The 19,199-nt window shown below is 43.7% G+C and carries 15 protein-coding genes, 1 tRNA gene and 1 pseudogene; 8 read left to right on the top strand and 9 right to left on the bottom strand.

What is annotated here, in order from left to right; translation table 11 throughout:
- Window positions 1-229 precede the first annotated feature (229 nt).
- Complete coding sequence (gene tamL / locus E2R65_RS08200) at window positions 230-2,536, bottom strand: translocation and assembly module lipoprotein TamL (protein ID WP_229704662.1); 2,307 nt, start codon at window positions 2,534-2,536, stop codon at window positions 230-232.
- 14 nt (window positions 2,537-2,550) lie between these two features.
- Here tamL and E2R65_RS08195 point away from each other — a divergent pair, with 14 nt between their 5' ends.
- The 3 genes from E2R65_RS08195 (at window position 2,551) to E2R65_RS08185 (ending at window position 3,652) form a co-directional block, all read left to right on the top strand.
- Window positions 2,551-3,330: a TrmH family RNA methyltransferase gene (locus tag E2R65_RS08195; protein WP_308472299.1), complete on the top strand. Its 780-nt coding sequence runs from the start codon at window positions 2,551-2,553 to the stop codon at window positions 3,328-3,330.
- Between the two features lie 47 nt (window positions 3,331-3,377).
- Window positions 3,378-3,448, top strand: a tRNA-Cys gene (locus E2R65_RS08190).
- A 30-nt stretch (window positions 3,449-3,478) separates the two neighbouring features.
- The gene (locus E2R65_RS08185; protein WP_134335991.1) at window positions 3,479-3,652 is read left to right on the top strand and encodes a spore protein; all 174 of its coding nucleotides are present in this window, start codon (window positions 3,479-3,481) and stop codon (window positions 3,650-3,652) included.
- Between the two features lie 83 nt (window positions 3,653-3,735).
- Here E2R65_RS08185 and E2R65_RS08180 read toward each other — a convergent pair whose 3' ends face one another.
- Window positions 3,736-4,086 carry a hypothetical protein gene (locus tag E2R65_RS08180; RefSeq protein WP_134335990.1) on the bottom strand — a complete coding sequence of 117 codons (351 nt, stop codon included), beginning with the start codon at window positions 4,084-4,086 and terminating at the stop codon, window positions 3,736-3,738.
- A 1-nt stretch (window position 4,087) separates the two neighbouring features.
- Window positions 4,088-5,128 carry a quinone-dependent dihydroorotate dehydrogenase gene (locus E2R65_RS08175; RefSeq protein ID WP_134335989.1) on the bottom strand — a complete coding sequence of 347 codons (1,041 nt, stop codon included), beginning with the start codon at window positions 5,126-5,128 and terminating at the stop codon, window positions 4,088-4,090.
- A gap of 95 nt (window positions 5,129-5,223) precedes the next feature.
- Between E2R65_RS08175 and E2R65_RS08170 the strand changes: the two genes are divergently transcribed.
- Together E2R65_RS08170 and E2R65_RS08165 are read left to right on the top strand one after the other, a co-directional pair.
- Window positions 5,224-5,991 (top strand): SGNH/GDSL hydrolase family protein, encoded by a 768-nt coding sequence (locus tag E2R65_RS08170; RefSeq protein WP_134335988.1) that lies wholly within the window; start codon window positions 5,224-5,226, stop codon window positions 5,989-5,991.
- 138 nt (window positions 5,992-6,129) lie between these two features.
- The gene (locus E2R65_RS08165; RefSeq protein WP_134335987.1) at window positions 6,130-8,052 is read left to right on the top strand and encodes an ABC-F family ATP-binding cassette domain-containing protein; all 1,923 of its coding nucleotides are present in this window, start codon (window positions 6,130-6,132) and stop codon (window positions 8,050-8,052) included.
- A 185-nt stretch (window positions 8,053-8,237) separates the two neighbouring features.
- Here the strand turns inward: E2R65_RS08165 and E2R65_RS19985 are convergent.
- Window positions 8,238-8,291, bottom strand: a pseudogene (locus tag E2R65_RS19985) (PGF-CTERM sorting domain-containing protein); the annotation flags it as partial.
- A gap of 51 nt (window positions 8,292-8,342) precedes the next feature.
- Here E2R65_RS19985 and E2R65_RS08160 point away from each other — a divergent pair.
- Complete coding sequence (locus E2R65_RS08160) at window positions 8,343-9,605, top strand: type IX secretion system plug protein (protein WP_134335986.1); 1,263 nt, start codon at window positions 8,343-8,345, stop codon at window positions 9,603-9,605.
- Between the two features lie 49 nt (window positions 9,606-9,654).
- Window positions 9,655-10,176 carry an acyl-CoA thioesterase gene (locus tag E2R65_RS08155; RefSeq protein WP_134335985.1) on the top strand — a complete coding sequence of 174 codons (522 nt, stop codon included), beginning with the start codon at window positions 9,655-9,657 and terminating at the stop codon, window positions 10,174-10,176.
- 115 nt (window positions 10,177-10,291) lie between these two features.
- Here E2R65_RS08155 and E2R65_RS08150 read toward each other — a convergent pair whose 3' ends face one another.
- The 3 genes from E2R65_RS08150 to holA all read right to left on the bottom strand — a co-directional run bounded on the left by E2R65_RS08150 (window position 10,292) and on the right by holA (window position 13,659).
- Window positions 10,292-10,699, bottom strand: coding sequence for an EVE domain-containing protein (locus tag E2R65_RS08150; protein ID WP_134335984.1), 408 nt, complete (start codon window positions 10,697-10,699; stop codon window positions 10,292-10,294).
- A 149-nt stretch (window positions 10,700-10,848) separates the two neighbouring features.
- Complete coding sequence (locus E2R65_RS08145; RefSeq protein WP_158285240.1) at window positions 10,849-12,387, bottom strand: CBM96 family carbohydrate-binding protein; 1,539 nt, start codon at window positions 12,385-12,387, stop codon at window positions 10,849-10,851.
- A gap of 255 nt (window positions 12,388-12,642) precedes the next feature.
- Window positions 12,643-13,659 carry a DNA polymerase III subunit delta gene (gene holA, locus E2R65_RS08140; RefSeq protein ID WP_134335982.1) on the bottom strand — a complete coding sequence of 339 codons (1,017 nt, stop codon included), beginning with the start codon at window positions 13,657-13,659 and terminating at the stop codon, window positions 12,643-12,645.
- A 115-nt stretch (window positions 13,660-13,774) separates the two neighbouring features.
- Between holA and E2R65_RS08135 the strand changes: the two genes are divergently transcribed.
- Window positions 13,775-14,227: a type I restriction enzyme HsdR N-terminal domain-containing protein gene (locus tag E2R65_RS08135; protein WP_134335981.1), complete on the top strand. Its 453-nt coding sequence runs from the start codon at window positions 13,775-13,777 to the stop codon at window positions 14,225-14,227.
- 3 nt (window positions 14,228-14,230) lie between these two features.
- Here the strand turns inward: E2R65_RS08135 and E2R65_RS08130 are convergent, their stop codons facing one another.
- Together E2R65_RS08130 and E2R65_RS08125 are read right to left on the bottom strand one after the other, a co-directional pair.
- Window positions 14,231-16,075, bottom strand: coding sequence for an ATP-binding protein (locus E2R65_RS08130; RefSeq protein WP_134335980.1), 1,845 nt, complete (start codon window positions 16,073-16,075; stop codon window positions 14,231-14,233).
- A 104-nt stretch (window positions 16,076-16,179) separates the two neighbouring features.
- Window positions 16,180-18,819, bottom strand: a complete 2,640-nt coding sequence (locus E2R65_RS08125) for a valine--tRNA ligase (RefSeq protein ID WP_134335979.1) — start codon at window positions 18,817-18,819, stop codon at window positions 16,180-16,182.
- Window positions 18,820-19,199 lie beyond the last annotated feature (380 nt).

Raw genomic sequence — 19,199 nt, 5'->3', positions numbered from 1 at the left:
GGTTAGAGGTTAGAGGTTAGAGGTTAGAGGTTAGAGGTTAGAGGTTAGAGGTTAGAGGTTAGAGGTTAGAGGTTAGAGGTTAGAGGTTAGAGGTTAGAGGTTAGAGGTTAGAGGTTAGAGGAATGCTATTCCAAGCTCTTTGTTTTAAAAACTTCAAATAAACTCCAATTTACAAATTTCCGTTCCCTTGATATTAACTAATCTCTAATTAATAGATTTCTAACCACCATTAAAACGGCAGTCCTATACCAAAATTGAGTTGCATAAAGCCGTAATTTTCGCCGTTGGTTTGCTGGTAATTTGCTTTGAAAGGGCCGCTGCCAAATACCTCGCCAAAGTGCTTAACAAAAACCCATTGATCTGAGCCGTTAAACTGTGGGTCTTTAAATTTAAATGCCGCATCCAGCCTAAAGATAAAAAAGTTCAGGTCTAAACGCAAGCCGGTACCAATGCCAATGGCTGTAGATTTTAGGATATTATTAAACTTGAATTCGCCGTTAGGGTTATCAACCTGCTTGCCTAAACGCCATACGTTGCCTGCATCTATAAAAAAGGCTCCTTTTAGTTTGGAGCCAAAAAAGTTATCGGCCAGTTTATAACGGTATTCGGCATTGGCTACAATCTTTATTTCGCCAAACTGATCCAGGTATTTTAAACGTGCACGTGTGGTATCTGCTGCGCCGCCAAGCCCGTAGCTGGCACGGTTAAACTGCCCTGGGCCCAGGGTACGCGGCAACCACGCCCTGATGTCGTTGGCGCCGCCGGTATAAAAGTTTTTTTCGAATATCAGCTGGTTACTGTTACCGTATGGTATGCCAATACCGGGGTTAAAGCGAAAAATAAACTGCTTTTCGCCGCCCAGGCTGCGGTACCAGCGGTAATCTACCTCTGCCTTTACATACTGCGAAAAGGCGTAGCCAAATATGGTACGCTGACCAAGCGTATCTTTTGGGGAATTGGCCAGCTTGCTTAATAAACTGAGCAGGCCGCCGCCTAAATCAAGGTTCCCCCTAAAATAAATAAAATCTTTATAAGTATTTAGCTCCTGCGCATTATATTGAAACGTGTACTGGCTGCCCGATGTAAATGTGGTACGCCCGATAAGATACACATACGAATAGCGGTTTTGCCTTAAAAGTTCGGCTTTGGCAATTGGATCTATACTCCCGCTGGAAAATTCTATACTGATGGGCGTAATAGAGTGCTGCTTACGCGCGGTCTCAAAAAAGTCGTAGGTTACAGAGTTAATAAAACTTCTCCGTTCTACCAGGCCTTTTTGATAAAACAGCTGAAAGTTGGTAGAAAAAGTAGTATGCGGCACCCCAAACTTAGCCAGGTTAGGGAATTTGAACGGCAGCAACAGCCTGGGGTAGATCAGGCTCACGCCCGTCCTGAAATCCTGGTTCTGGATACCCTGGTCAACCGCCGAGTTGCCGTTGTCAAATAAAATGCTCCAGTTAAGCTTAACCTGTAATATGGCCGCTTGTTTAAATATGTTGCGGTTGGTAAACGTATTGCCCAGGTTATAGCCAAAGCGCCCCTGGTTAAATAAAAACTCTGCCTCTACGCGGTCAGTCATGCGTTTTAAGGGCACTATATCAATTTTGGTATTCAGCCTATTGGTACTGTCAGATAGTTTCTCATACGTCGGGTTTGGCACGTTCCTGAAAACGTTAAGCTCAGATAAGCGTGTGGTAGTGAGCGTTTGTTTGTCTATATCATACTTCTCCCCTTTTTTCTGGAAGATATAATCTGTAGTGGTTCGCGGTTTAAACCGGCCCGAGTAATCTACAAACCTGAATTGCGTATCAACCTGTATGGTATCGGCCTTGCCCGTGGTGCGGCCATTGCTTTTAGAAATTGTTATTAACGTGTTATTGATGGTATAAATCGGATGCTCCTTTTTATTGGCAGGGTTATCAATGGTCATTACCACATCAACAATGCTCTTGTTAAAGCTCGAATCGGGCAGGTAGCTGATGTACTGCCGGTAAAAATCAAAGTATCCGTTCCGCTTCATTACCTGGTAAAACTGGTCGCGGTCATAGGCTAAACTATCCGTATCAAAACGGCTGCCCTTGTTAACGTGCGAGTATTGCTTACGGGTTTTGCGGTAAAGTTCCCTTACTTTGGCATCCTCAATACTATCCCTAAAATTACGGATCTTAAAAAGCGGCCCCTCGGTAGCAGTAAATATTAATTTGGCCTTTTTATTTTTAATCACGATGGAATCGGATACCCTGGCTTTTAAAAAGCCTTTGTTAACCAGGTATTTTTGAATTTGCAGGCGCGAAAACTCTACCAGGTTACTATCCAGCAGGGCGGGCGCCTCGCCTATTTTGCTTTTACCATTTTTGCTGAACAGGTAATAAAACTGCAGGTTAAGCCAGTTATTGGGCTGCTGCTCTTTGTCGATATAATTGAGGGCTTCTTCAGAAAACTCCTTATCAACGCCATTGATGGTAACTTTACGTACCAGCGCCTGGTCATCTTTAATGCCGCGTGTAATACTACACCCTGCGCCGATAATAACCATCAAAATACTTAATATTGCAAGACGGAAATGGCCGGGTATATGATATGCTTTCAAAATCACAAATAAGTTTACTAACGTCCTTACAACATAAAAAGTTTCGCAGGGAACATGGTTTATTTATGGTAGAGGGATATAAATCAATTACTGAATTTATTCACTCCGGCTACCATATCCATACCCTGTATCATACGCCTGATATTGCCTCAAAATTGCTTAATTTATCCCGAAAAATAAACTATCAGGAGATTTCTTTAAACGATCTGCAAAAAATAAGCGCATTAAAAAACCCGGCCGATGCCATTGCCACCGTTAAAATACCCCAATGGGGCGATTTAAACCACAAAACCTTAAAAAATAAGTTCAGCTTAGTTTTAGATGGCGTACAAGACCCCGGCAACCTGGGGACCATTATCCGCACGGCAGATTGGTTTGGTATTACCAACATTATCTGCTCGGAAGATACGGTTGATGCTTACAACCCAAAAGTTGTGCAGGCTACCATGGGCTCGCTGGCACGGGTAAATATAGTTTACACTAATTTGGCAGGCCTTATTTCGGCGGCAAAGCTGCCCGTTTTTGGTACTTTACTAAATGGCGATAATATTTACACTACCAATTTTGGCACCGAGGGCTTATTAATTATGGGCAACGAAGGCAACGGCATACGGCCTGATATACAGCCATTAGTAACCAAAGCCATCACCATTCCGCGTATAGGCAAGGCCGAATCTTTAAACGTGGCCATAGCCACAGCCATCTGCTGTTCACAACTTAGTGCAAAAAGCTTTAAATAAAAATTGATTGACAACAAATAATTACTATTTTTGCAATCCTTAAAAATGGTCGGGTGGCCGAGTGGCTAGGCAGAGGTCTGCAAAACCTCCTACAGCGGTTCGAATCCGCTCCCGACCTCAAGGTTAAAAACATTTAAATAAAAAAGTCATGGGCGTTACTCGTTTAAAAAGAAAAGATAGAAGGAACAAAACTACTTCACGTTTAGAAGTTCAGTTTTTGAAATTAGCTACCAACATTGAGTTAGGAAGCCGTTCTGCAGAGAAAAAAGATAGCCAGATAGCCAAAAACAACGCTGTTTTAGCTATTGCTGCATCTAAGTAATTCTTCTTTTTTAAGAAATTGAAAAAGGCGTACCCATTAACCGGTACGCCTTTTTTGTGCTTTATGTTGTGCTATCCGGCGGGCTATAAAAGCCTGCCTATCGGGAAATCCTTCCTGTCGTAGATCTCTTTCCAGTACTCGCGCACTACCTTAAGGCCCGGCATGCTGCGCGATTCTATGATGATCTCCGCGAAATCAGCTTTTAACTGCTGATTTAATTTTCTGCCCAAAATAGCATCGTTATAGGATGACAATACCAATTCAAATACGTGGGGCCTCACCTGTTCATCAAAACCGGCAGTTTTATAATATTTCATAAACTCGCCTACCCTGGCCGGGTCGGAGTTTACGATCCCCCAATCATTCAGGTCGCCTTCGTCAAATTCTATATTCAGATCCTTACAAACCTTTTTTAAAGCTTCTTCATTCGCCATATTACTTACCTTTCAATATTTCTTTATTAATTCTTCCTATTAAAGCCGGGCCTTCATAAATAAAGCCGGTGTACAGTTGCACCAGTGATGCACCCGCTGCTATTTTTTCTACAGCATCAGCCGCAGAATGGATACCGCCCACCCCTATTATCGGGAACGCTCCTGCCGATGCTTTATGCAAATAGCTGATAACCTCTGTGGATCGTTTAGTTAAAGGCCTGCCGCTTAAGCCGCCCGTTTCATTTTGATGCGCCGATGTTAAGCCCTCGCGGCTAATGGTGGTATTGGTAGCTATAATGCCTGCAATGCCGGTTTGTTTTACAATATCAGCAATATCATCTAACTGCTCATTGGTAAGGTCTGGCGCTATCTTTAATAACACAGGCCTGCTGATACCATTTTTACTGTTGCGTTGCTGCAGGGTGTTTAAAATATGCATCAGCGGCTCTTTCTCTTGCAAGGCGCGCAGGCCGGGCGTGTTGGGCGAACTTACATTCACCACAAAATAATCAACCACATCAAAAAGCCTGTCGAAACATTTGATATAATCGCTTACGGCATCCTCGTTGGGTGTTACTTTATTTTTGCCAATGTTACCGCCCACTATCAGTGCCTGCTGCCCCGGTTTCAAACTATTACGATACGCGGCAATGCGTTCGGCAGCAACATCCACGCCATGGTTGTTAAAGCCCATCCGGTTGATCAGCGCTTCATCCGCCGGCAGGCGAAACATCCGCGGTTGATCATTTCCCGGTTGTGGCAAAGGGGTAACCGTGCCTACCTCTACAAAGCCAAAGCCCAGGTTGCCCATTTCGCTGATCAGTTCGGCATTTTTATCAAACCCGGCGGCAAGGCCTACCGGGTTTTTAAACTTAAGGCCAAAAACGTCGCGCTCCAGCCGCCTGTCATCCGCCCCCCAAAGGGCCTTGCTTAACGCTTTACCGCCCGGCAAACGGTTAAAACGCTTAAGGTTGCGGGTAACAAAGTAATGCACGTTCTCCGGGTCGAACTGAAACAACAGGGGTTTAAGCAATTGATACATGGCGCAAATTTATCGTTTTTCGCTAATCAATATATTGATTAAAAAGATTATTGTACTTTAGGCATAACCAATTAAACTACCAGGCTTAACTTAAAATGAAAGATCATACTTCAAACTCCCGCCGTAATTTCATCAAAAATACCGCTATGGGCGCAGTTGCGGCTCTCAGCATACCGCAAATTGTATCCGCCGCTGTTACAGCACCTGCCGGCAAAAAAATACAGCTGAATAAGGACGATGTAATTTTATTTCAGGGCGACTCAATTACCGACTGGGGCCGCGACCATAATAAAACCACGCCTAATGATACCGGGGCCCTGGGCAACGGCTATACTTTGCTTGCCGCAGGCGAACTGCTGGCCAGGTTTCCCGAAAAAAACCTGCAGATCTACAACAAGGGCGTAAGCGGCAACAAGGTTTACCAACTGGCCGAAAGATGGGATACTGATTGCATTGCCCTTAAACCAACCGTAGTAAGCATCCATATAGGCGTAAATGATTTTTGGCATACGCTTACCAGCGGCTACACCGGCACTATTGAAACTTACATCAACGACTATAAAAAACTGTTAGACCGCACCAAAGCAGCCTTGCCCGGCGTAAAATTCATCATCGGCGAGCCCTTTGGTCTTACAGGAACCAAATTTGTTGATGCCAAATGGTACCCCACGTTTGATCTGTTCCGCAAGGCGGCCCGCGATATTGCCACGCAGTACGATGCGCCGTTCATCCCCTACCAAACCATATTTAATAACGCCCTTAAAAGCGCGCCGGCCACCTACTGGACGCTGGATGGCGTACACCCCAGTATTGCCGGCGAAAAGCTAATGGCACAGGGGTGGATGGAAACATTAAAGGGTTAGCGATTAGTTAATTGATGATCAGAGAGATGATCAGAGATTAGTTATTGGCATATTATCGTCACAAACACTAATCTCTGATCACTAATTCCCAATCTCTCCTTTTACCTCTCCCTGCAAAAACGTATCTTTGCGCCCGAAATGATAGCTATAAATAACCTTACGTTTGAGATTGGTGCGCGCGCCTTGTATGATGAAGCTAACTGGCATATAAAACCAGGCGAAAAAATTGGTTTGATTGGTGCCAACGGTACCGGTAAAACCACGCTTTTAAAGATCATTGTGGGCGATTATAAACCTACATCGGGCACCATATCAATGGCTAAGGACCTGACCATGGGTTACCTTAACCAGGATCTGCTATCCTATTCATCAGACAAAAACATTGTACATGTGGCCATGGAGGCCTTTGAGCGCCAGAACCAGCTGCACGACGAGATAGAGGTTTTGCTTAAAAAACTGGAAACAGATTATACGGAAGACCTGCTGCACAAACTAAGCGACAAGCAACACGAATTTGAGCTGCTTGACGGTTATAACATCGAATACAAAGCACACGAAATTTTAGCCGGCCTTGGCTTTAGCGAGGAAGATTGCCAGCGCAAATTAAGCACCTTTAGCGGGGGCTGGCGCATGCGTGTAATGCTGGCCAAGATTCTTTTACAGGCGCCCGATATCCTTTTGCTGGATGAGCCTACCAACCACCTGGACTTACCGTCTATCCAATGGCTGGAAGATTACCTGAAAGCGTTTAGCGGCGCTATCATCATCGTATCCCACGATAGGTGGTTTTTAGATAAGGTGATTAACCGCACGGTAGAGTCGCGTAAGGGCAAACTGAACGTTTATGCGGGCAACTATACTTTTTACCTGGAAGAAAAAGCACTGCGTGCCGAAATTCAGCGCGGCGAGTTCAAAAACCAGCAATCAAAAATAAAACAGGAGGAGCGTTTGATAGAGCGTTTCCGTGCCAAAGCATCCAAGGCAAAAATGGCGCAGTCGCGTATCAAGATGCTGGATAAGATGGAGCGTGTGGATGATGTGGATGATGAGAACCCGGAAGTGAACTTCAGTTTCAGGTTCAGCAAACAATCCGGCCGCCACGTAACCACCTTAGAGCATATCACCAAAAAATATCCTGCTATTGATATTCTGGATGACGCCGAAGCCATTATTGAAAAAGGTGATAAAATAGCCCTGATAGGTGCCAATGGCAAGGGTAAATCTACCCTGCTGCGTATTGTAGCCGGTGCCGATAAAGAATTTGGGGGTACTGCCGTAACCGGCCATAACGTATCCCAAACGTTTTTTGCGCAGCACCAGTTAGAAAGCCTGCACCTGGAGCACCAGATACTGCAGGAACTTCAATCATTCGCCCCAAAACATACCGATACGGAACTGCGCTCGATATTGGGATCATTCCTGTTCACCGGGGATGATGTATTTAAAAAGATCAAGGTACTATCGGGTGGCGAAAAATCGCGTGTGGCACTGGCCAAGGCATTAACCGCCGATGCTAACTTTTTAGTACTGGATGAGCCTACCAACCACCTGGATATGGCATCTGTAAACATCTTGATACAGGCGCTGCAACAGTACGAAGGTACGGTGATCGTGGTATCGCACGACAGGTACTTCCTGGACAATGTGGCCAACAAGATCTGGTTTATCGAAAACCAGAAAATAAAACAATACCCGGGCACTTACGCCGAGTATGATGAGTGGAACGCTAAACGCAAGTTAGACCCTAAAGCGGCTGCCCCTGCCCCTCAGCCAAAAAAGGAAGAGAAAAAGCCGGAGCCGGTTAAACAGCCGCAAAGCGAAAACAAAACTCAGCAGCTAAAAAAACTTAATCAGGACCTGACCAAAATGGAAGAGCATATTGCCGGCCTTGAAAAAGAAATAAAGCAATACGAAACCCAACTGGCAGATAACACCATATTTAACCAGGCAGACAGGCTAAAGCAGATAAACAATGATTATCAGCTTAAAAAAATGGAGCTTGGCGAGTACCAGCAAAAATGGGAAGCCCTGGCAGACCAGATCATGGAGCTGGAAGCCTAAGAAAGTACTTGCTGCTGCGGGCTTTCAGCTCGTGGTGTAGCAGCATGGTTAAGCTTTCAGCTGAAGTAAGCTGAAAGCTTACCTTGTGTCGTGTCACGGGTTACGCTGCCGCGAGCTTTCAGCTCGTGGTGTAGCATGGCTTCAGCTTTCAGCTGAAGTAAGCTGAAAGCTTACCTTGTGCCGTGTCACGGGTTACGCTTCGCTAAACCCGCGACAGCAAATAAACCCGCGACAGCAAATTACAGCAATTATAAATTCTACATAACGGGGCTTTTTTATATCTTGTGTTGATGAAAGCCTGCTGCTACACTTTGTTGTTTTGTTTTTTTATAAGCACATCCTGCCTTGCGCAAACCACGCCTTATGATAATAACGTTTACCGGCCCGAGATAAAAAGTGTTGAATTTTACAACTCAACCAAAACAGCTTCATTCCCGGTTATTGACCTGGGTGGTGGCGAAACCGTTACCCTGGGCTTTGATGACCTAAGCGGCGCCAGCCGTACTTTTAACTATACCCTGCAGCACTGCGATGCCACCTGGAACCCGTCGCGCCTTTCGCCTGCCGAATACCTGGAAAGCTTTACAGATGACCGGCTGAACGATTATACCTATTCATCGGCCACATTTCAAAAATACACGCATTACGAGATTAAGATTCCCAACCGCAACATCATCCCCAAAATATCCGGCAATTATATTTTAAAGGTTTATGAGGATGGCGACCAAAGCAAACTGATACTTACCCGCAGGTTATATGTTGTAAGCAAGCGGGTATCTGCAAGCGCAAATATCATCTCTTCAAACAACGTGGCCACCAGGCGTACCAATCAAAAAATAAATTTTACAATTGATTACAGCGGCTTACCGGTACAAAACCCAAATACCGATATCCGGGTGTTACTGATGCAGAATGCAAAGCCCCAAACCGGCCGGATGAACAATGTGCCGACTTACATTCGCGGTACGCAGCTGGTTTATAACGATGTAAATATTAATGATTTTGCAGGCCGCAACGAATTCAGGCATTTTGACACGCGTACGCTGAAACTTAATTCCGAGCGCATTGCAAAGATCTATAAAGATACCGCTAACACGGTTGTTTTACTGGGCGACCCAAGCCGCAACCTGCCAAACTATACCCTGTTTTATGATATCGACGGTAAATTCTACATTCTTAACCAGGATGGCAGCGACCCGCGACGGGATGCAGATTATGCACATATGTATTTTAGCCTTGCCGCCAACAAATCGCCGGAAGACGGCACCCCCTATATTGTTGGCCAGTTTAATGATTACAAGCTGGATGACCGCAGCAAACTAACTTTTGACAGCCGTGGCCGCTGGTACACCGACCTGTTGCTGAAACAGGGCGTGTACGATTACCAATATGTTTGGGTAAGTAACGCCACCCGCCAGCCAGACGATATTACCTTAGAAGGCAATTACTTTGAAACCGAAAACGAGTACCAGTTATTGGTTTATTACCGCCAAACGGGCTCGCGTTATGAGCAGTTGGTGGGTTATAGCTTATTAAGTACTGCCAGGCAATAGTCTTTGGTTTTCAGGCGGATACTTTCCTTGTAAATTTTATCTTTGCTGCATGAAAGGAAAATCGTCTAAAGAATCATTCACCATTATGAACGAACTGGTATTACCCAATGATACCAACACCCTAAACAATTTAATGGGGGGCCGTTTATTGCACTGGATGGATATCGCCGCTGCCATATCTGCACAAAAACATTGTAACCGCATTGTGGTAACTGCCTCTGTAGATAATGTTTCTTTTCAGCACCCCATAAAACTGGGGGATGTAATAACCATTGAGGCCAAAGTTTCGCGTGCATTTACCACATCGGTAGAAGTTAGGCTTGATGTATATGCCCAAAACATACCATCCGGTACGAAAGTAAAAAGTAACGAGGCTTACTACACTTTTGTGGCGCTTGACCAAAATGGCCGCACCATCCCCGTACCGCCGTTTGAAGCCGAAACACCTGAAGAGGTTGAGCTTTTTGAAGGCGCTTTACGCCGCCGCCAGCTACGCCTGATATTAGGCGGCAAAATGAAACCTAACGATGCTACCGAACTTAAAGCATTATTTTTTGGTGCAGAAAAATAGCAAACCAGCTTGCTGTTTAACACCGGGCGTATCTGATATATAAAAGCACAAAGGTCATAAAGAATAAATCTCTGTGACCTTTGTAAATTATATGCTTAATTTAATTAATCTGTTGTTACTCTCCTGCTATTTCCAGGATCCGGTCAAACTCTTCGCGGGTTACGGCCATTACCGATAGGCGGCCCTGCCTTACCAGGCCAATATCTTTTAAACGCTCATCTGCTTTGATCTGCTCCAGCGTTACGGCTTTTTTAAGGCTTTGTACGGGCTCCAGATCAACCACCACCCAGTTTTTATCGTCGGTGGTTGGGTCTTGATAGGCTTCTTTAACCACACGGGCAATGCCTACAATTTCTTTACCCTCGTTACTGTGGTACCACAGTACTAAGTCGCCAACCTGCATGCCGCGCAGGTTATTACGTGCCTGGTAGTTACGCACACCATCCCAAAAGGTACGGCCTTCCTGATTGAATTTTTCCCAGCTATATTTAAAAGGCTCTGATTTTACTAACCAATGGTTCATAGATAAAGTGCAGCCAGGGTGTTTAATACGCGCGATCCCTGATCATCCGCAAAGGTTAAAAAATGTGCTGACAAACTAAAATTTAATGTATTGTGATGACATGTAAAAACAATGTTATATCCCTTGGCATAAATTCAATAATTACGATCTTACTTTATGATAAGCAATGGCTTACCTGCATTGCTCTCCTTACTGCTAAGTTGTATGGCGGCATTTTTATTTGCAGCATCTTTTATTAATAAGCTAACCGTTTTATCAGCATTAAACTGAGCCCTTACGTAATTGGCAACATCAAAATCTACATAACTTAATTGGTTATTAACCACTGCACTGCTTAAAGCGATTGAGCCGCTTTGCGGGGCATTATTAAACACCAGGCCGGTTTCTGACCAGGCATCGTCATCTATACCATAGCAAGATAAGCTTACAGGGGATGAATTATCAATGTTTTTACCATAAACCCGCAACGTTGCCGATGATATCGAGGTGATATCGTTTAACAAAAACTTAAGATAAGCCGAACGAAAATAATTAACTGCCGCACCTTTTATAGTTAAAACGGTATCATTACCATAATTGGTTGAAGCAAAACTCCCGTTGCGAACAAAAGCATCCGCAGCGGGCAGCAGATCAACAGATGCCGTATTAATAACGGGTGTGCCTTTACGGTTTACATTAGAAAAGTTGCCGCCGGTATAATAAATTGTACCGTTTAACACTGCCGCAACCCCGGCAGACCTTGCTGCAGGCAGCGGTGTGAGCTGCGCCCAGGTGTTGGTAACCGGGTTGTAGGCAGCAACCTGGTTACTTAAAACATTATGGGATGTTTCGCCGCCAAGTACAATAAGCCTGTTACCATAAGTAATTACTGACGACGAAATATGGTCGACGCCGACAGGCATGTTGGCCAGATTTGTCCATACGTTGTTTTGTTCATCATAAACTTCCAGCGTTCTTTGCGTAACCGTATTGTCGTCCTGATGATGCGCACCACCTATGAAATAGATCTTTCCGTTTAAAACAGCCGAGCCGGGATGGTTTACCGCGTTGTTGAGCGGCGCCAGCGATTGCCAGCCTGCGGCCTGGTTATTTAAATCTAAGGCTAAGTGAATATTAATATCCGCACGCGCCATATTAGCCCCGCCCATATAATGAATTTTACCATTTAAATACTTTAATTGCCCGGCGGCCAGGGCCTGCGGCAAATCCGGCAACCGGGTGTAGGTATTGGTTGCGGTGCTATACTTCCAAACTTGCTTGGTACCAAAAACCTGCCCGGTACCTGCAGCGTTTGAAACATATCCACCGGCAAAATAAATATCTGTTCCATCGGTTGTTACGCCAACATGGGTTACCCCACCAAAGTTTGAGCCATACGGTTCATGAGGCAGGCTTTTAATAGCTGCCCACATATTGGTAACCGGGTCAAATACATAGGCACGCTTGGTTGGGGTCCATTGCGGCCTTTTATTAATATCGTAGCCGCCAAAAATGTAAAGCTTTCCGTTTACAGCCTCGCCATGTATTTCGTGGGTACCTAAAGGCTGCCCTTTAACAGTGCCCCATGTTATTGCTGCAAAATCATCATTCGCATTGATAGCAACATCCTTATCCTCCTTATTACTTGATGCTGCATTAACAGTTGCCGGTGGCGCTTCTGTTTTTTTGCAATTTTGTAATGCTATCATTCCTGTAAGCATTATAATAATCAATGCTTTTCTCTTCCTTACACTCCAGCCCATTTTTAATTCAATATTAATTTTTACCATATGAGATATATTTTATCTCAACAGTTAAAAATAAAAGAATTTAAAACGACTAATTTACAAAGTAGTGAATTGTGCAAAATATGTGCAAGCGTGTGTACCCAGCCGGTTGTCAGATAATTTCATCCATGTGCATTACTCCAATTTATAATGCTTTGCAATGGATTATGGGGTATTTTAGTGCAGAATTTTAAACATCAATTCTTTCATCAAGCCACCGTGGCCGGTGTTTGATTCCACCCCTTTGCTTTTCAGATCGTACTCGCGCAGGTAACTGATCACCTGGAAGGTTTTACCAAGATTGTATCCCCTTGCGGCCTGTTCATAATCTTTTAAGAAATACGGGTTAACGCCAATTTCCCGGGCTGCATTTGATTTATCCTTAACGTAATGATAAGCCAGCACTTTGCTGAAAAAGTTATTTAAATTGCCTAACACCAATACAATAGGGTTTGCTTTGGGATTGGCCTCAAAATAATTAACGATCTGGTTAACCTTATAAGCATCCTTCCTGGTTAAAGCCGATTGCAGCTCAAACACATTATACTCTTTGCTTATGCCAATATTATCCTGTATCAGCTGCAAGGTTATTTCTTGCCCGGCGCTAATATTCAGCATCAGCTTATCCAGTTCGTTAGCTATTTTAGAAAGATCGTTACCCAGGTACTCTGAGAGCATGGCGGCGGCCTGCTGGTTAATTTTGTACTTTTTATCGGCTACGTAGCTTTCTATCCACCCCGGGATCTTACTATCATACAAAGCGGCCGATTCAAATATCAGCCCGTTCTTCTCTATGGCCTTGTACGTTTTTTTACGCTTATCAAACTTGCCATACTTATAACAAAAAACAAGCACAGTACTTTGCAGCGGGTTCTCCAGATAGCTAAGTATGGGGTTGATGCTTTTTTTATCGTCATCATCCCTGCCCCATTTCATGTCCTGCGCCTCTTTTACCATCACCACCTGGTAATCGCTCATCATCGGGTACCGTTTTGCAGCGTTTATGGCAGTCATGATATCGGTATCCTTACCGTATAATACGGTTTGGTTAAAACCCTTCTCCGCATCAGATAACAGGTTATGCTCGATGTAATTGCTCACCAGGTCGATATAATAAGGTTCCTCGCCGTGCAGCAGGTACACAGGTTTTAGTTTGCGGTTCTTAAGGTCTTTTATAATATCAGGAGCAGCCATCTGTAAAGTCAAAAGTAAAAAGTAAAAAGTAAAAAGCATTACATGTGGAATAATATTCCACATAAATAGCTATTGAAAAGACACTTTTGGCTTTTTACTTTTTACTTTTGACTTAATGTTACAGCCGCTTAACCTCCCGCCCTATCCGTTTAAGCTTACCGATGATAACGGGCAGCTTACACTTTTTGACGAGTTAAGAAAAAAAAACATCGTGCTTACGCCCGAGGAATGGGTACGCCAGCACTTTGTACAATACCTTATCAGGCAAAAACATTACCCAAAAACCCTGATTAAGCTGGAGGGAGGCCTTAAACTGCATGGCATGGCTAAACGTACCGATATTGTAGTATTTAATTCATCGGGCGAAAGGATCTTACTGGTTGAATGCAAAGCACCGGCCATTACCATTACTCAGGCCACCTTTGACCAGGCTGCGCGTTACAACATGGTGCACAAAGTGAAGCTAATGGCTGTAAGCAATGGCCTGATGCATTACTATTGCAGTATAAACCATGATAACGAAAGCTATAAATTTTTAGAGGAATTACCGGGATACCGGGATTTGTAGAAATTATACAGTAGCCACCAGGTTTTGAATTTTCTCCATCAATTCATCGGGCTTAAATGGTTTGGCTACATAATCATTCATACCGGCGCTGGTTACCTGGTCGCGTATATCAAAAAGTGCCGATGCGGTTAATGCGATGATAGGGATATTAGCCTTTGCAGGGTCTGTCATTTTACGGATCTCGATAGATGCATCAAACCCATTCATTACCGGCATTTGCAGGTCCATTAAAATAATATCAAAATTACCGTATTGCATTATCTCCACGGCGCGTTCGCCGTTTTCGGCAATGGTTGGCACAATGCTCCATTTAGAGAACAGCTTTTTCATCAGCATTACATTTACCGGGTTATCTTCGGCAATCAGTATGCGCAGGCCGCTGCCGGGGTTTTCAGCCTCCATGCTCATAAACTGCTGTAAAACAGGCTGCGTGTATGCGGGTTGCGACCGCACCTCAGAAACCGATGTGCCGCTGTTTTTAGTTGCAGCCAGCTCTGTTGATACCGGGAACTCCATATTAAACGAAAACTCAGACCCATGGTTGATCTTGCTGCTTACATGCATCTGCAGCCCCTGCAACTCCAGCAAACGCTTTACAATGGCAAGGCCTAAACCTGTGCCACCATATTGGCGGGTGGTAGTTATAGATTCTTGAGTAAAGGGTTCAAATATATTTTCCAGATTATTCTTTTTGATGCCTATACCGGTGTCCTTTACCGAAAAGCCAACGGTAATGTTGTTATGGCGATCTTCCAGGCAGGTTACCCTTACCCAAATATTACCTTCTGCGGTAAACTTAATAGCATTGCTTACCAGGTTAAATATAATTTGTGTTAAACGTGTTGGGTCGCCAAAAACAAGCTTACGCTGCAAAGCGCTGTCAATATCCAGCTTAAATAAAAGCCCTTTTTCTTCTGCTTTAATAATCTGGCCGCCACATATATTCTGCATCAGATCTGCCAGGTTAAACTTGATCTTTTCGAATACAATTTTTCCGGATTCTATTTTATTAAAATCGAGCACATCATTCACAATAGCCAGCAGATTGTTGGCCGAAAACTTCAGGATATCCAGGTTTTCGCTCTGATCCGGCCGCGGGCTGTTCATCAGCAGCAGGTTGCTCATACCTATTACCGCGTTAAGCGGTGTACGGATCTCATGAGACATGGTAGACAAGAACTCCGATTGTACCTGAGATGATTTTTCGGCCTTTTCTATCGCTTTTTCAAACTTAATATTAAGCGCAGCCTGTTCTTCGCCGGTATCTTTTAGCTGCTTCATATTTTTTAAGAACGCCGTGTAGAAATGGCTATGAATAAATATGATGAGTATAAAGTTGGCAAACACCGCTATAATGGTAGTTGATTCGTCGGCCCGTTCGGGTTTAAAATCCATAAAATAATTATGGTCATACTTCATCACCATAAAAATGAGCACCGGCAACAAGTTGAGGAGTGAGTAAAACATTCCCCAATTTTGCCCAAGCATGTAAAAGCTAAACACAATTACCAATATTATTACTTGTACAGTAATAATATTTACATCCTGTAAAATAACAAAAACCGTAGCCAGGTTTACCATTGTACCAATAACCAGCAAAAGATGCGATATGGTGCGCCAGTGCGGCTTAAAGGTAAGGTATTTAAAAAGGGCGGTTATTGCTATTAAAACGCCGCCTGCGGTAAGCGTCATAACGTGCAGGCCTTGCAGGTAAATACTTAAAAATAAAGCACCTACACCTACAATTGCCAGTAAAAAACCAAAATAAAGTAAACGAATACGTGCCTGATCAAGGATAGACAGGTCGCGGGTTAATATTTTATTAATTGAAAAATTAAAAAAACTCACTTGTTTACTACGGTTTTAATATCAGGCCAACTAAAATAATAATTTGGTGGTATAATATACGCAATATTATTATTCGGGTATTTATACTGCCCAATATTATACAATTAACCTGCCAGTCCGCGTAAGCTGTCTTCAACAATCTTTAGTTTAGCTTCTGCATCAGCTTTCTTCTTTAATTCGTTATCAATAATTTCGGGCTTTGCATTTGCCATAAAACGTTCGTTATTAAGCTTTGCATCAACTGATCTTAAAAAGCCGCTCAGATACTCTTTCTCTTTTTGCAACCTTTCGCGTTCGGCGTCAACATCTATAGCTATGTTAAGCGTAATAAAAAACTCATCGGTGCCGGCAATAAAACTGCTTGCACCATTTACGGCATCGTTTACCAGGCTAAGATCGTTAACGTTACCCAGTTGTTTTATGATGGTTTTATAGCCGGAATAATCAATAGCTGAATTTGCCTTTATCGCCAGGGGCAATGCTTCTTTTGGCGATAGCTGATTGGTATCGCGGGTATTCCTTATTTTTTCTACTACCTGCTTAATAACCTCAATTTCCGCAATCAACTGTGTATTAACTTCGCCGTTTACAGGCAGTTGTGCCACTATACAGCAATCCATTTCGGCACGGGTGCCAAACAGTTCATCATGCCAAAGTTCTTCGGTTAAAAACGGCATAAACGGATGCAGGGCCTTTAAAATATCTTCAAAAAAAGCTACGGTAGCCTGGTACGTTTCGGCATCGATCTTTTGTTTTTCTACACCCTGCTGATAGGCCGGTTTAACCATTTCCAGGTACCAGGCGCAGAAATCGTCCCAAACCAGTTTATAAGTGTCCATCAGCGCCTCTGATAAACGGTACTGGGCAAAATCGTGCTCTATTTCGGTTAAAGCCTGGTTAAAACGGCTGCCAAACCAGGCAATAGCCGTTTGGTTGTTTGATGTTAAACTTTCGTCTACTTCCCAGCCTTTTACCAGTTTAAAGGCATTCCAAATTTTGTTAGCAAAGCCGCTACCCTGTTTGCAATATTTCTCGTCAAACATCAGGTCGTTACCGGCAGGCGAGCACAACAGCATACCTACGCGCACACCATCTGCACCGTATTGAGCAATCAGGTCAAGAGGATCCGGCGAGTTACCTAATGATTTAGACATTTTACGGCCCAATTTATCCCTCACAATACCTGTTAGATACACATTGCTGAACGGCTTTTGCCCACGTAACTCATGGCCGCTCATGATCATCCTGGCCACCCAAAAGAATAAGATCTCGGGGGCGGTAACCAGGTCGTTTGTTGGGTAATAATAGTTGATCTCGGCATTATCCGGGTTACGCACACCATCAAAAACCGATATTGGCCACAAGCCCGATGAGAACCAGGTATCCAATACGTCCTCGTCCTGTGTCAAATCATTTATGGTTAACGAAGCATCAATCTTTTGAGCCTCTGTTAAAGCTTCCTCTTTAGTTTTGGCAACCACAAATTCGCCGGTTGGCAGATAGTAGGCCGGGATCTGCTGGCCCCACCATAGCTGGCGGCTGATATTCCAATCGCGCACGTTCTCCATCCAATGGCGGTAGGTATTCACAAACTTCTCGGGGATCAGTTTCACATCGCCATTCAATACATACTGTAACGCAGGTTTAGCCAGCTCGGGCATTTTGCAGAACCATTGCATAGATAACTTTGGCTCAATAGCAGCATTGGTACGCTCGCTGTAGCCTATCTGCGAGGTGTAATCTTCTGTTTTTTCCAGCGCGCCTGCTTCTTCCAGCAAAACAGCAATTTTTTTACGGGCGATGAAACGGTCTTCGCCTACCAGTATCTGCGCTTTTTCGTTCAGCGTGGCATCATCATTTAAAATATCAATAACGGGTAGCTTGTGTTTCTGGCCAAGTTCATAGTCATTCAGATCATGCGCCGGGGTAACTTTTAAGCAACCGGTACCAAAATCCATGGTCACATACTCGTCCAGTATAACCGGGATCTCTCGGTTTATCAGCGGGATGAAAACTTTTTTACCATGCAAATGGGTGTAACGCTCGTCATTGGGGTTGATACAGATAGCTGCATCAGCCATAATAGTTTCGGGGCGGGTGGTGGCAATGGTTAAGTGACCGTCTTCTCCCGATACTTTATAATTTATATAATAAAGCTTTTGATTTACCTCTTTACGGATAACCTCTTCATCGCTAACGGCGGTTTTACCTTGCGGGTCCCAATTAACCATGCGTATGCCGCGATAGATCCAGCCCTTTTTATGCAGATGAACAAAGTAATCTATTACAGATTCGCTCATGTCCTCGTCCATCGTAAATTTGGTACGCTCCCAATCGCAAGAGGCGCCTAATTTTTTGAGCTGATCTAATATGATACCACCGTATTTCTCTTTCCACTCCCAGGCGTATTTCAAGAAATCTTCGCGGCTCAGGTCTTTTTTGCTGATGCCGCGTTCTTTCAACATGGCTACAACTTTGGCCTCTGTGGCAATACTGGCATGGTCGGTACCTGGTACCCAGCAGGCGTTTTTACCTTTCATGCGGGCGCGGCGGATCAGTACATCCTGTATGGTATTGTTTAACATATGGCCCATGTGCAGCACACCGGTTACATTTGGCGGCGGGATAACAATGGTGTAAGGTTCCCTGTCATCAGGCACTGATCTGAAAAAGTTATGTTTTAACCAGTAACTGTACCATTTCTCTTCGGTTTCTGCGGGCGAATAGGTTTTTGCAATACTCATAGCCAGCAAAAATAACTATTTGGCGCTAATTGAAAACAGCTATCTGCTACCAGAATTAATTATGTGGAACAATTATAAATTACAGTGTACAAAACTATAATAACAATATTTTTATGGCGTAACGTTTATATTATATAACTAATGCACCGAAGATGAAAACATTACCCATAAATCGTTTTTTGGCCGCGTTTATCAAAATGTCCCGGCTATCGTTTGTGATCAACTGGTTTAATAAATAAGCCAGTATCTAATTCCTACATAGATTGTAATTTATCTGATTACTCAATTACTCCTGCCTGCAGCTAACCAAGCCATATCTTTACTTCCCTCCTACATTCACATTTCCAACCATTCAACTAAACGTATATCTTTGCGGCACT

This window comes from Mucilaginibacter phyllosphaerae, from assembly GCF_004378255.1.
GTDB lineage: Bacteria > Bacteroidota > Bacteroidia > Sphingobacteriales > Sphingobacteriaceae > Mucilaginibacter > Mucilaginibacter phyllosphaerae.
Note: the sequence above shows the minus strand (reverse complement) of the source record. Positions and strands in the feature narration are given on the sequence as shown.